Origin of the sequence: Vibrio sp. T13N, from assembly GCF_032970445.1 — a bacterium.
Classification (GTDB): Bacteria; Pseudomonadota; Gammaproteobacteria; order Enterobacterales; family Vibrionaceae; genus Vibrio; species Vibrio diabolicus.
Genome location: NZ_JAWJYE010000005.1, coordinates 232,338 through 247,223 on the forward strand (window position 1 = coordinate 232,338; position 14,886 = coordinate 247,223).

Genomic DNA, 14,886 nt, shown 5'->3' on the forward strand with positions numbered 1-14,886 from the left:
TTGTCGATATCATCACGATAAAGCTTACTGTTCGGAGTGATGCTCTCTCCCGAGCATCAGCAAACACGGTGTCAGAACTAACGTTAGCAAAGTCGCAAACGCCAAACCACCCGCGACAGCAGTCGCAAGCTGAGACCACCATTGAGTGCTTGGTGCGCCAAACTCCACTTTCTGATTAACTAAGTCGATGTTCATTTCTAGCACCATTGGCAATAAGCCTAGTATGGTGGTCACCGTCGTGAGTAAAACGGGTCTTAAACGCTGCACACCTGTGCGCAAGATCGCCTCAGATTTCTCTAAGCCACGTTTACGCATTTGATTATAAGTATCGATTAATACGATGTTGTTATTCACAACAATACCTGCAAGCGCAATCACCCCTATTCCCGACATGATGATGCCAAATGGCTTTTGGAAAATAAGCAATCCAGCAAAGACCCCAACGGTAGAAAACAACACAGCACTGAGGATTAAGAAAGCTTGATAAAAGCTATTAAACTGCGTAATTAAAATCAGAGCCATCACACCAAGCGCGACAATAAAAGCATTTTGTAAGAATGCTGATGAGTTTTCCTGCTCTTCATTTTGACCCCGAATCTTATATTCAATGCCTTCCGGTAAGTCGAGCTGTTCCATTCCAGCGGCAATCTTCGGTAGCTCAAGAGCCAAATTGTAACCTTCCACCATATCCGCTTTAATATTGATAACTCGATGACCGTCGACCCGACGAATGGTGTCTTGCTTATGATCTGGTTTGATTTGAGCAAAATTCGTAATCGGTACCAGACCAGCTGCCGTTTTCACTCTCAGTTGGTCAAATCGACCAATATCGCGCTTATCTTGTGGATAGCGTACCAAAATATCGACTTCTTCATCCGCATCATCGGGCAAATAATCGCCTATTTTCAAACCGTTTGTAACAAACTGAACAGTATTCCCGACTAAGGTCGCATCCGCTGCAAAGCGAGAGGCGTCATCTCGCTGGATATCAATTTGCCAATCAATCCCTTCCTTATTAGTGGTATCACTCAAGTTGGTCAGTGCAGGATTACCATCAGCCCAATGTCGTACTTTTTTGGCTGCTTCATCTAACGCACTAACACTCAAATTTCGTGATGACACTTCAATCACGAGATCATGCTCGACAGGCGGTCCTGCGTCCGGGAATTTATATTCAAGTTCAACACCATAAAAGCGGTCTGTCGTCTCTTTTAGTTCCTCAATAATGGTTTTCACTTTGCGTCGATACTGCCAATCCACAGGTGTTATCTGAATCTGGCCGATTTCATCCCCATTATCACTTGAGCCTGTACGCGTGTAGACACTTTCAAACTCGTCATGACCGAGCATCACCTTCTCGATTTCGCGCATAACCACATCTTTTTCGTGAATAGACAGGTCACCATAAGAACGAACTTTAACGGTAAAAAAGGCTGGGTCCACTTCAGGGAAAAACTCTGCACCCAAGCCAGCCTTGTTGTAAGTGAAGCCGACACCTGCCGCTAGCAGTATCGCGCTGAGTAATACTTTCCATGGATGACGAATCGCTACCGACAGAGTCTGGTAATAAAGTTTGGTAATGCCTGTCGCTTTTTCAAAGTTGCCGTTATGCAGCTCAACCATTTCTCGCTGAGCTTTCTGATTGACTACTTGAGGCTTGCCAATGATCCCACCGATGACAGGAACGAACAGTAAAGCCATCATCAGCGAAGCGGCCAAAGTAGCAATTAAAGTAAGTGGTAAGTACTTCATGAACTCACCAGTAATGTCTGGCCAGAAAAGTAACGGAGCAAACGCAGCCAATGTGGTTGCTGTGGATGCGGTAATAGGCCAGGCCATTCGCTTTGCTGCATCTCGATAGGCTTCTTTACGAGGTGTACCCTCTTGCATGCGCCTATCCGCAAACTCTGTCACCACAATGGCACCATCCACCAACATGCCCACCGCCATAATTAAAGCAAACAGTACGACGATATTGACCGTAAGCCCAAATACCGATAACACCAACAACCCAGTCAAGAACGATCCCGGAATAGAAATCCCTACGAGAAGCGCGGTCCTAACCCCCAATATGGCAATAATGACGATCACTACGAGGATAATTGCGGATAAGATATTGTTTTGTAGATCACTGAGCATCAATTTGACATCGTCGGATTGATCCCAAGTGTATTTGACTTGCAAATTGTCGGGCCACTCGGCTCGTTGTTGTCCCTGAGCCAGTACTTCTTTTACCAGCTCGACCGTTTCAATGATGTTTTCCCCTGCCCGTTTTTTTACGTCCAAAACGATGGCAGATTCACCATCTAAACGAGCAAAACTTTCAGGATCGCGAAATGCACGTCGTACTGTCGCCACATCGCCAAAGGTGATCACCTCTTTGCCATTCACTTTGATTGGCAGTTCAAGCACATCTTTCAGTGAATCAAACACCGATGGGACTTTTACCGAAAAGCGTCCATACCCAGTATCGACAAATCCCGCTGCAACCACTCGGTTATTCAAGGCGATTAAATTATAAATATCCGCTTGATCGAGACCGTAGCTTTCCATCAATAGCGGATCGACAACTATTTCCACGATGTCTTCGCGATCCCCTGCGATTTCAACCTCAAGAACCTGACGGAAACTCTCCAAACGATCACGTAGCGTTCTGGCAATCTGTACAATGGTCCGCTCTGGTACGGTGCCATATAGAACAACAGTCAAAACAGGCTCTTCAGATGCAAACGTGACTTCATTTACCGTTGGCTCATCACTGTCCTCTGGTAATTTTGGCTTCGCAAGGTCAACGGCGTCTCGGACATCTGCCATCGCTTTATCAAGATCCACTCCAACACTAAATTCCAGCGTCACCGAAGCATGACCTTCTGATGCCACAGAGGTCATCTCTTTTACGCCTTCAATAGAGCGCAACTCTTGCTCTATTGGGCGAACTAATAAACGCTCGGCATCGACGGGAGAAATGCCTTGATGCCCAACAGAAACGTAGATAATAGGAATGGTAATATCAGGGCTCGATTCCTTGGGGATTGTGACGTAAGTAATGACACCGGCAATTAAAATCATCACTAATAATGTCAGCATGGTGCGAGCGCGGGATAACGCAGCATCAATCAGAGTGTACATAAGTGCTCCTTACTGCTCACTAGCCGCTTCAACAACTACGTCATCAACTTTATTGGCCAGCACCTGATCGCCATCGCGTACAAACCCTTGCCCCAGCACGATAATATCGGCTCGTTCTCCTAACCCAGAGAGCCAAACGCCATCATCTTCGGCCTTAACGAGCTGAATCGGAACAAATTCAACATGCTCATTACGCAGTGTTTTAACACCTAAATTACCTTCTTCATCGAGTGCTAGCATTGCAGCCGTAATCTTTACCGCTAACACTTCACTCAACGGCAGCTGTACTTCAGCGCTCATACCGGCCGGAATTCTTGCATCTTGGTTATCAATTTCGATTTCAATTGGAAAGGTGTTAGTAGAAGCAGAAGAAACACGCCCAATGTAGCGTACCCGACCTTGATAATGCTGTTGGTTAATGGTTCTTACATCGGCTTGTAGGCCTTCCTTAAGGTATTGTATATGCCGCTCACTGACATCGGCTTCAATCACCAAAGTGTCCAAATCAATGACCGTCGCAATAGGATCGCCAATCCCTACAAAGTCGCCTAACTCAACAAAGTGGTGATCAACAATGCCATCGAATGGTGCTTTCACCTCGGTATTTCTTAATGCCGTTTGCACGTTGCTCAAATTCGCTCGAGCATCCACCAATGCCGCTTGTGCTGTCGCAAACGCAACTTCGCCCTGTAGTCCGCGACTTTTTAGCGATTTAGCTGCATTAAACTCTTTCTCTTTAACCAACAGCATCGCCTGAGCCCGCTTGAGCTGAATACCAAGATCGCGCTTGTCGATGCTTGCGATCACTTGCCCCTGCTTGACTGTTTGACCTTTTTCTATACTGAGGCTGACTATTTTACCGGCGACTTCAGCGCCAAGGCGCGCTTGACGATTGGGTGCAGTCCGCCCATACAGTTCGATGGTTTTACTTGTGGGTTCAGCAATAAAGGTGTCGAACATCACCTTTGCAAGTGGCGTGGTGTTAGTTGAAGAGGATGAAGAATTGAGATTATCATCTTGTGCTTTCAGTTGACCGATTGCCAGCCATGCAACAAGAAGCAATATGAGGATAAGAGATACTAGCCACGGGCGCTCGACAATGCGACGTCCGAAAGACGATCCAGACATATAAAGTCCTTTTTATTATTTCTCTGCATATTCTGCGAGAGCGACTTTACGTGACATCCTTCTACGTAAAGCTCAGGCAGCCACTGGCTGCCTGATTGGTGTTAATTACACACTAAACGATGCACCACAACCACATGTTGTCGTTGCATTTGGGTTGTTTACAAAGAAGCGCGCTCCTTCTAACCCTTCTGTGTAGTCAACAATGCCGCCAACGAGATATTGCAGACTCATAGGGTCTACAACCAGTGTTACACCACTGTTTACGATTGTCGTATCGCCTTCGTTTACATTTTCATCAAAAGTAAAGCCGTATTGGAAGCCGCTACAGCCGCCACCAGTAATGTATACGCGCAGTTTCAATGCTGGGTTTTCTTCTTCAGCAATCAATGCTTTAACGCGAGATGCTGCTGCGTCAGAAAAAGATAATGGTACGTTTACTTCGCTCACGAAGACCTCTCTCACTCGTGTAATGCGTCAAGCCTGAAGCAAGACGTCAAATTTGTGCTAATTGAGACGATTATCCAATACCTGACAAACTCGTTCAAGTATTCACCGCCGATTCTTTATAACAGATGCGGATATATAAGATTACACTGCGAAACAACACATAAATTAAGCAAAACGTTTCTAACTTGATTATAGCTAGGTACAATGCGCTCCACTTGGTCCGAGCAATCAAAAGAGGATAACCCCATGACCAAATCATCAGAGCTGTATCAAAAAGCTCAGCAAACCATCCCTGGCGGTGTCAATTCACCAGTTCGTGCATTCAACGGCGTTGGCGGCTCTCCGCTATTTATCGAACGAGCAGACGGTCCACTGATTTTTGATGCCGATGGTAAAGCGTACATTGATTACGTTGGCTCTTGGGGTCCAATGATTCTTGGCCACAACCACGCGGTTATCCGCGAAGCCGTCATTGACGCAGCGCAACGTGGCCTCAGCTTCGGTGCGCCAACAGAACTTGAAATCGCGATGGCAGAGTTAGTTTCTGAACTTGTTCCATCAATGGAGCAAATCCGCATGGTAAGTTCTGGTACAGAAGCGACTATGAGCGCGATTCGCCTTGCACGTGGCTTCACTGGTCGCGACAAGATCATGAAATTTGAAGGTTGTTACCACGGCCACGCTGACAGCTTGCTAGTCAAAGCGGGCTCTGGCGCATTGACCCTTGGTCAACCAAGCTCTCCTGGCGTTCCTGCAGACTTTGCTAAGCACACACTAACAGCAACATTCAACGACCTAGATTCTGTACGCGAGCTATTCGCTGCTAACAAAGGCGAAATCGCTTGTATCATCGTTGAGCCAGTTGCAGGCAACATGAACTGTATTCCACCAGTGGAAGGCTTCCACGAAGGTCTACGTGAAATCTGTGATCAAGAAGGCGCGCTACTAATTTTTGATGAAGTTATGACAGGCTTCCGTGTGGCACTTGGTGGCGCACAAGCGCACTACAACATCAAGCCAGACCTAACGACACTAGGTAAAGTGATCGGTGGTGGTATGCCAGTCGGTGCTTTCGGTGGTCGTAAAGAAGTAATGCAATACGTTGCGCCAACGGGTCCGGTTTACCAAGCGGGTACGCTTTCTGGCAACCCTGTCGCAATGGCTGCAGGCTATGCATGTTTGAACCTTCTAAAAGAAGAAGGCAACGAAAAGCGCCTAGCTTCAAAAACCAAACAACTAGCAGATGGCTTTAAGTCTCTAGCAGAGAAACACGGTATTCCTCTGGTTGTGAACCAAGTGGGCGGCATGTTCGGCTTCTTCTTCACTGACCAAGAAAAAGTGACTTGCTACGAAGACGTAACGAAGTGCGATGTGGAACGCTTCAAGCGCTTCTTCCACTTAATGCTCAAACACGGTGTCTACCTAGCGCCTTCAGCGTTCGAAGCGAGCTTTACTTCCCTTGCTCACGGTTCAAAAGAAATCGATGCCACGCTAGAAGCGGCTGACCGCTGTTTTGCAACTCTTGCAGAAGAAGCAAAGTAATCGCTTAAAAGCTGCGATAACTAATTTAAAAAAAGGACCATCACGGTCCTTTTTTATTGCCAATTCAATATAACCAATACTGCTAAAACACCAATAACAATGCCAAACCACGGTATTCGTTTGGCTTTTTTCTCGGTTTGACACTTTTTATCACCGTTGCAACAACCCATAGTTCATCTCTTGATTGATAACCGACTGATTTGTGGTCATTATAACAAGGTATATTGCTCTGCTCTAATTCGGCATTGTCATAAGCTTGAAAGAGTTAAGAGTGCAAAGTAATAAAGGTTCAACGCCATCTTTGAAGGCGCAAACCGTAAACGTCACCTGTAAGTTGGACTAATCTCATGCCAAATAATGTAAAAATAACGTCGAGTCACCGAGTACTAATGGTCGCTTTACTCGCCGCTGCTTTTGCTTGCTACTTATTGGTTGAGCCATACATCAATTCCATTGTGATGGCTTTTATCATTTCTTTGCTCATGTTTCCGGTACACGAATGGTTTGAGCGAAAAATTCCCAAGCACCCCAATATGGCCGCACTGCTGTCATGTGTCGTCTTGACGTTTATTATCGTTATCCCACTGCTATTTGTGTTTGCAGCCATTGTTCAACAAGGCTCTGTTTTTTCACAAAATACGTACAACTGGGTCACTAATGGCGGAATCCAAGATATATTCCAACATCCTTTTGTTATCAAAGGTTTAGCTATAATTAATGAGTACTTACCTTTCGATAAAATCGAGCCAAAAGCCATTGCTGAGAAAATTGGTCAATTTGCTACATCGTTTGGCTCTAACTTAGTTGCTATCAGCGCCAAGATTTTAGGAGACGCCACCAACTTCCTAATGAACTTCTTCCTGATGCTGTTTGTGCTGTTTTTTCTACTTCGTGATCACGACAAAATTATCTCTGCGATTCGTCATATTCTGCCACTCTCACGTAGCCAAGAAGACCGCATATTGACAGAGATAGAGCAAGTTTCTAAATCAGCCGTGATGGGCTCATTCATGACAGCGATTGCTCAAGGTCTGGCTGGCGGTATCGGTATGTGGCTCGCCGGCTTCCCTGGGTTATTTTGGGGAACGATGATGGGCTTTGCATCATTCATTCCAGTTGTCGGAACCGCACTAATCTGGATTCCTGCAGCGGCGTACTTGTTCTTAACAGGCGATATGACTTGGGCTATCTTCTTGACGGTGTGGAGTGTGGTCGTCGTTGGTTCTATTGATAACCTATTGCGTCCGCTGCTAATGCAAGGCAGCGCAGGCATGAATACCCTAATGATTTTCTTCTCGTTACTGGGTGGTCTGCATCTATTTGGATTGATCGGCCTGATTTACGGTCCACTGATTTTTGCCGTGACAATGGTACTGTTTAATATCTACGAAGAAGAATTCAAAGACTTCCTCAACCAGCAAGACAACAGCTAGTCACAGCTTAATCACTTCAAGCTTGGGGCAGATTGTGCGAAAATCTGCCCCAATTATTTCTGATGAACCCAATTTATGTCTGCTTATATCGCTCCTAGCCAAATAGCTCAGCGTCAGCTCGAGTACTTCAACGGAAAACATGTTTTAGTTGCAGGTGAAGTCGAAGATCTCTTTCCACTTGAACTGACCAAACACTGTGAATCTGTGGAAATCTTCACTTCAAACTACAGCTTCTACCGTCAAATTCGCACTCATAACAAGGTTAAAAGCCATTTTGGTTCTGAGTTTAATACTGAGACACAAGCAGACATGGTGCTTTTGTACTGGCCTAAAGCCAAAGCCGAAGCCGAATACCTTCTGGCGATGTTGATGGCGAAACTAGGCGTGAACACTGAAATTGTAGTGGTTGGCGAAAACCGCTCAGGTGTTAAAAGCATCGAGAAGATGTTCAAAGAGTATGGCCCGGTCAATAAATACGATTCCGCTCGTCGCTGTTCATTTTACTGGGGCACTTGCCTCAATGAACCAAAGCCGTTCAATCAAGCTGACTGGTTTAAAACCTATACGGTCACACTTGGTGAGCAATCACTGACTGTTAAGAGTTTGCCTGGAGTATTCAGCCATGGCGAATTCGACTTAGGTAGCCGCCTATTACTCGAAACCTTACCTACTCTATCAGGTAAAGTCCTCGACTTTGGATGTGGTGCTGGGGTATTAGGTGCTTTCATGGCAAAAGCCAATCCAGAAATTGCGATTGAGATGTGTGACATTAACGCGTATGCCATCACATCGAGTCAAGCCACACTAAAAGCCAATGGATTAACCGGCCATGTATTCGCCTCTGATATTTACTCAGACACTGCCGACGATTATCGTTTTATCATCAGTAACCCACCTTTCCACAGTGGTTTGGATACGAACTACAACGCAGCAGAAACACTATTGGGTCTGGCTCCAAAGTATCTCGATAGCCATGGTGAAATGATCATTGTCGCGAATAGCTTCTTAAAATATCCACCAATTATTGAGCGAGCGTTTAATAATTGCGAGACGCTAAATAAGACCAATAAGTTTTCTATCTACTACGCGAAAAAGTCATAATCTTCCCTCGCGCAGGTACAAACCTGCGCGATTTTTTCTCAAAAACTCAACACTCATAAGAAAAACTGCGTCACCCTGCACGCTTTACAACTAACTTTCTTGTCAAAGAAAAAAAACTCGTTAATTTTGTTAATTCTATCTAGTTGAACTTCTTATCCGTTTTTAACGAGAACCTCGGCAGCGAAGTACATTTTAGAACTGCCCTTTATGAGTTGTAATCTTATCCATGTTTAAATTCTACAAAAAACAGAAATTTAAGCGCCTTCAGAGTACACTGATGACCGCATTTCTGGTGCTCAGTATCACACCTCTTACTATTACTGCGATCTTTTTCCTACAGTCCCACAGTAAAGATCTGCAAGAACAAAGCACCTCACACTTGTTGTCTGTTCGAGATACAAAACAACAGCAAATTATCGACTACTTTGAGGCGCGGGAAACCGAAGTCATGGGCTTTGTGCGCTCTGAACTGGCTTACGCCAGTGGTGGTCGATTCTACGGTCTCGTCAATGCTTTTAGTCGTTTAGGTAATGACATTGAAGAATCTCGTAAAAATGCCCAACAGCGCTACATTGAAGGCAGCGGAGATCAAATCAAAACGTCAACGTTACCCGAGTCTTCCAACTATGTCGGAAGTGAACGTTACCGACTCTTACATAAACGTTACCACTGGGCCTACTTGGAGCTCCTCAAGCGCTCTGATTTTAATGATATTTTGCTGGTCGATATCAACGGTAATGTCACCTACTCGATCAACAAAGACGATAACTACGGAACAAACTTATTATCAGGCCCCTACAAAGACTCAGCACTTGGCAAAACCTTCAAGCGTCTAGCTGATGACGTCACTGAACGCCGTAAGGTGAATGAAGACTACACCCCTGTGATTGTGTCTGATTTCGAACTGGAAGGTGGTAAACAAGTCGCTTGGTTAGGTGCTCCAATTGTTCAGCAAGGCTACCTACACAGCTATGCTATGTTCCGCTTACCAAATAATGGCATCACGAAGTTAGCCGCTGACGCCAACCGAGAGTCATCCATTAACACCTTACTGGTTGGAAATGATCACCAACCTCGCACAATTAACACCAAGCAAGATGACATTAAGAACAGCTTAGAAGTGATCGATAAAGCACTCTCTGGTGCATTTGGCGTCGGCACTTACACGAACGGTTTAGGTGAAGAGATCATCGCTGCTTATGCACCGATTGAAACGCGTGGTGTTATTTGGGCACTCGTCGTGCAATTACCAGAAAACGAAGCTTTCGCTCGTATTCATCAACTAGAAAAACTGTTTGTTATCGCCATGCTGATCGCCATCATTCTAGTGGTAATCGCTTCCCATTATTTATCAAACTTTATTACTTCTCCGTTGCTGAAGTTAACTTGGGCTGCCGAAAAAGTGTCTGCCGGAGATCTTGATGACACCACCTTTAATACGGTTCGCAAAGATGAAATTGGCCGTCTTGCGCTGAGTTTTGAACGAATGCAACGCTCTATTCGAGAGAAAATTCAAACCATTAAGAAGCAAAATGAAGAGCTCGAGAGCAACATCCAGATCATTCAAAAACAAAATGATGAATTGCAATTGGCCGACAAACTTAAAGATGAGTTCTTAGCCACCACTTCTCATGAACTTCGCACACCATTGCACGGCATGGTCGGAATCGCTGAGACTTTAGCGTCCGGCGCTAACGGTGCTATCCCTGCTAGCCAAAAATATCAGCTTGATATCATCATTAAAAGTGGGCAACGTCTCGCAAACCTTGTTGATGACTTATTGGATTATCATAAAATGCGTTACGGAAGCATGGATATCCAGAAGTCAGCGGTGAGTTTAGCCAGTGCAACGCGACTGGTACTAGAGCTTTCCAGCCATTTACTCGGAAATAAAACCATCCGTATCATCAACCAAGTACCAGCGGATTTGAAAGCGGTGTCTGCAGATCCTCAACGCCTTGAACAAGTGTTATATAACCTGATCGGTAATGCGATTAAGTACACCTCAGAAGGTAAAATCGTTATCTCCGCCAATGTGGTTGATGATCATGTTCGTGTGCAAGTTGTGGATACTGGGCAAGGTATTCCCGCAGAACATCTTGAACATATTTTCGAGCCACTTATCCAAGCAGGACAAGACGCAAGTCGCTATCGTCAAGGTGCGGGGCTCGGGCTTTCGATTAGCCGTCAATTGATTGAGTTGATGGGTGGCTCGTTATACGTCAGCAGCCAGCCTATGGTCGGCACCACCTTCAGTTTCACGTTACCACTTGCCAGTGAAGAAGAGATCCAAACAACTCAAACCCTTGCTGCGCACGGACACTTCCAGATTCCTGAAATCGATGTAGAGAACAATGAAGACTTATCGCTGCCAGAGAATCCAGACGGCCCGTTACTGTATGTCGCTGACGATGAGCCAGTAAACCTGCGTGTGCTTGAGAGCTTCTTACGTTTAGAGGGCTATCGCGTACGTACCGTCTCTGATGGCCCAGAAACATTAGCACTCGTTGAGCAGGAAAAACCGGAACTCCTGTTATTGGATATCATGATGCCAGGCATGAGCGGCTATCAAGTCTGCAGTGAATTACGTGAAACTTATGACCATGCCGAGCTACCTATCATTATGCTCACCGCGCTTAGTCAAACAGAAGATCGTGTACGAGGCTTTGAAGCAGGAGCCAACGACTATTTATCTAAGCCATTCAATAAACAAGAGCTAGCTGCGCGCATCCAAGCGCACTTAACGGCAAGCCAAGCTGAAATGCGCCACATGGAGAATAAGATACTTGAATCTGAACTTCGCCAACGAGCGGCTGTAGAGGCAAGCTTATTAGAAACTCAAGGGCGATTGTTGGAACAACTGGAATCGGCTCCTGAAGCGATTATCTGTTTGCGTGAAGATAAGCGTATTCGGTTTGCTAATGAAGCTGCTTGCAAGCTATTCAAGCGTAACTTAGAACAATTAAAACGTTCATCTGCCGATGAGTTGATTGCACCTAAGTATCTGACCGTCAAACAACCTCATTACTGTGGCAAGATTGATATCTATATTGAAGATATTCGTCAAAACATCGAAGCAGACATTCTTAAACTACCTGAAGGCTCAGGCTTAGATGTCATGTATATCTTTAATGTTGGCGGAGGAGCCAATGCCGCTCGCATACACAACCTAGAAACCGCAGTAGAGGTGCTTTCAAGTTATGCTTTTGATGGCGATAAAGACCAGCTGCAGAAGCTGAAAGAACTCGGTGGAGAGTTTACACGGCTTGCAGACAAAGCGCTTGGTAACAAAAAAGACAAACAAGAGCTAATGCGAGAAATTCTGGTCGACGCAATGACACACGCCTTAGAGTATTGGGAGTCAGTCACTGGTGAAAGTAAATTCGCATTTGCCGAACAAAGTGGCTTATGGCGCGTTTATCTTGACCGTAGCACTCTGCAAACACGCACTTTGGATAAATACATGCGTATAGAAACTCTGCCGAAAACGCCACGTTGGAGAACTGTGTTGAGCTCAATAGAATTCATCCTTGAACACTGTAAAGAACAGAGTCCTGAGCGTGCGTACATCGAAGCTCAACGAGATAAACTACAGCGACTGTTGACCAGCTAATACCTATCAAAAAAACTAGCCCAGCGCATACGCTGGGCTTTTTATTATCCAAGCCTTCCCTTTCTCTAAAAACGAACAATACAGCGACTCTCTACCGTTACCACATTAAAATGCCGAATAAGCCTCTGGACAAAGTTGTCCATGGTAGGCACTCCAAACATACGCTTCTATCGATATAACCGACCCAAACCAGGTTGAGTCGAGCGAATAAAACACTTCATTTTTACAATAAAAAAAGAGCAATAAATGAGAGAAAACTGTCGATAAAAGAGACTATTTTTCAGATAACAAACGGTTTTTAACCAACAATTGACAGAGATTGCGAACTCAATCACAACAGAACGGCAGATTAATTTTTAGCTAATTAATTAACACATTTTCTGCATGTGAGCGAGATCTCCGAACCAGGAAGAGAACCAGAAGGCTTTTATTTTAAATAGATTATAGGTTAGCAACCACTAACACTCACTATTAACAAGGATATAAACTGCGACGCATATCAACGTTTACTTTTTGGTCTATCTCTAGTCAAAATCAGCCAAAATAACGTTTATAACGGAGAGTGACGATATTTTAACGTTTTTAACGAGAATCGAGTTTGATTATTTTATGGATAAGGTGTTTTCTTACTCCTGCCTAAGGCCTACAGGCCACTCTTGGCGAAACTCAATGTTGTAATGAGTAATGCATAAACAAGAGGTAGGTCTTGGAGAGTGTTTATCAATTGATGACATTCAATTCCATTTAGTGAAATGAAAGCAAATAGTAAGGAACAGCTATGCTTGCCAATATTAAAAAAACAGCACTAGCAACAGCAATTATTGCAACGGCTACTACAGGTTTTGCATCGGTAGCTACTGCGGCTGAACGCAGTGAACTGACTATCCACCCTAAAGAGTTTACAACTTTCGTTCGTAACTTTAACCCTTTCTTGGGTGCAACTAACCTGCACACAACAACCGACTTTATTTACGAGCCGCTCGTTGTTTTTAACGAAATGCACGGTAACACGCCAGTATTTCGTCTAGCAGAAAACTTTACCATGGCTGATGACCTAATGAGCGTGACCTTCGATATTCGTAAGGGCGTAAAATGGTCTGACGGCAAAGCGTTTACCGCTGATGACGTAGTTTATTCTTTCAACCTAGTTAAAGAGAAACCAGAGCTAGACCAATCTGGTATCAACTCTTGGGTTACTGGCGTAGAGAAAGTTAACGACTACAAAGTTAAATTCCGTCTAAGCGAAGCAAACTCAAACGTTCCTTACGAAATTGCGAAAGTACCAGTTGTACCTAAGCACGTATGGAGCAAAGTGAAAGATCCAGCAACATTCACAAACGAAAATCCTGTAGGTAGTGGTCCATTTACCGAAATCGACACTTTTACACCGCAACTATACATTCAGTGTGAGAACCCGAATTACTGGGATGCTGATAACCTAGATGTAGACTGTCTACGAGTGCCACAAATCGCGAACAACGACCAATTCTTGGGCAAAATCGTTAACGGCGAAATGGACTGGACGTCTTCATTCGTACCAGACATCGACCGCACTTACGCTGCAGCAAGTCCGAATCACCACTACTGGTACCCACCAGCGGGTACTCAAGCGTTTGTAGTGAACTTTAAAAACCCAGACGCGGCGAAAAACGAAGCACTTACTAACGTTGACTTCCGTCGTGCGTTCTCTATGGCGCTAGACCGTCAAACGATTATCGACATTGCATTCTACGGTGGCGGTACAGTAAATGACTTCGCTTCAGGTCTAGGCTACGCATTCGAAGCTTGGTCTGACGAAGAGACGCACAACAAGTACAAAGGTTACAACACATACAACGCCGAAGGTGCGAAAAAGCTTCTTGCTAAAGCAGGCTTCAAAGATGTAAACAAAGATGGCTTTGTAGATACACCATCTGGCAAGTCTTTCGAGCTTCTCATTCAATCGCCAAACGGTTGGACTGACTTTAACAACACTGTACAACTAGCTGTTGAGCAACTAGCAGAAGTAGGCATTAAAGCACGTGCTCGTACTCCAGATTTCTCGGTATACAACCAAGCAATGCTAGAAGGTACATACGACGTTGCTTACACCAACTACTTCCACGGTGCGGATCCACACTTGTACTGGGACAGCGGCTACAACTCGAAGCTACAGTCTGGTGACGGTATGCCTCGCTTTGCAATGCACTTCTACAAGAACGATAAGTTAGACGGTCTTCTTAACAGCTTCTACAAAACCGCTGATAAGCAAGAACAGCTAGAAATCGCTCATGGTATCCAGAAGATCATTGCTCAGGACCAAGTAACCATTCCTGTGCTATCTGGCGCGTACATGTATCAATACAACACAACTCGCTTCACTGGTTGGTGGAACGAAGAAAATCCTAAGGGCCGTCCAAACATTTGGGCTGGTATCCCAGAGCGTCTACTTCACGTGCTGGACCTAAAACCAGTTAAATAAGTAGAAGTTCATTTCAAGCGGCATACATCCCG

8 protein-coding genes are annotated in these 14,886 nt (G+C 44.9%); 5 read left to right on the forward strand and 3 right to left on the reverse strand.

Translation table 11 applies throughout. From position 1 onward, the window contains the following. Nucleotides 1–24: 24 nt before the first annotated feature. From vmeK to erpA, 3 genes are all read right to left on the reverse strand, one after another. Nucleotides 25–3,129: a multidrug efflux RND transporter permease subunit VmeK gene (gene vmeK, locus R2S67_RS10535; protein WP_317343761.1), complete on the reverse strand. Its 3,105-nt coding sequence runs from the start codon at nucleotides 3,127–3,129 to the stop codon at nucleotides 25–27. A gap of 9 nt (nucleotides 3,130–3,138) precedes the next feature. Then, the gene (locus tag R2S67_RS10540; RefSeq protein ID WP_145473514.1) at nucleotides 3,139–4,257 is read right to left on the reverse strand and encodes an efflux RND transporter periplasmic adaptor subunit; all 1,119 of its coding nucleotides are present in this window, start codon (nucleotides 4,255–4,257) and stop codon (nucleotides 3,139–3,141) included. Between the two features lie 105 nt (nucleotides 4,258–4,362). Further along, nucleotides 4,363–4,704, reverse strand: coding sequence for an iron-sulfur cluster insertion protein ErpA (erpA, locus tag R2S67_RS10545; protein WP_005380031.1), 342 nt, complete (start codon nucleotides 4,702–4,704; stop codon nucleotides 4,363–4,365). 246 nt (nucleotides 4,705–4,950) lie between these two features. On the opposite strand from erpA, the gene hemL reads away from it, so the two are divergent. The 5 genes from hemL (at nucleotide 4,951) to R2S67_RS10570 (ending at nucleotide 14,854) form a co-directional block, all read left to right on the forward strand. Next, a complete protein-coding gene (gene hemL / locus R2S67_RS10550) occupies nucleotides 4,951–6,246 on the forward strand; it encodes a glutamate-1-semialdehyde 2,1-aminomutase (protein WP_012841437.1) in 1,296 nt (431 codons plus the stop codon). A 347-nt stretch (nucleotides 6,247–6,593) separates the two neighbouring features. Next, nucleotides 6,594–7,679, forward strand: coding sequence for an AI-2E family transporter (locus R2S67_RS10555; protein ID WP_256950996.1), 1,086 nt, complete (start codon nucleotides 6,594–6,596; stop codon nucleotides 7,677–7,679). A gap of 75 nt (nucleotides 7,680–7,754) precedes the next feature. Continuing rightward, on the forward strand, nucleotides 7,755–8,780 hold the full coding sequence (gene rsmC / locus R2S67_RS10560) for a 16S rRNA (guanine(1207)-N(2))-methyltransferase RsmC (protein ID WP_317343766.1): 1,026 nt from the start codon (nucleotides 7,755–7,757) through the stop codon (nucleotides 8,778–8,780). 226 nt (nucleotides 8,781–9,006) lie between these two features. After that, on the forward strand, nucleotides 9,007–12,393 hold the full coding sequence (locus R2S67_RS10565) for a response regulator (RefSeq protein ID WP_048625952.1): 3,387 nt from the start codon (nucleotides 9,007–9,009) through the stop codon (nucleotides 12,391–12,393). A 778-nt stretch (nucleotides 12,394–13,171) separates the two neighbouring features. Further along, nucleotides 13,172–14,854 (forward strand): ABC transporter substrate-binding protein, encoded by a 1,683-nt coding sequence (locus tag R2S67_RS10570; protein WP_005394703.1) that lies wholly within the window; start codon nucleotides 13,172–13,174, stop codon nucleotides 14,852–14,854. Nucleotides 14,855–14,886 lie beyond the last annotated feature (32 nt).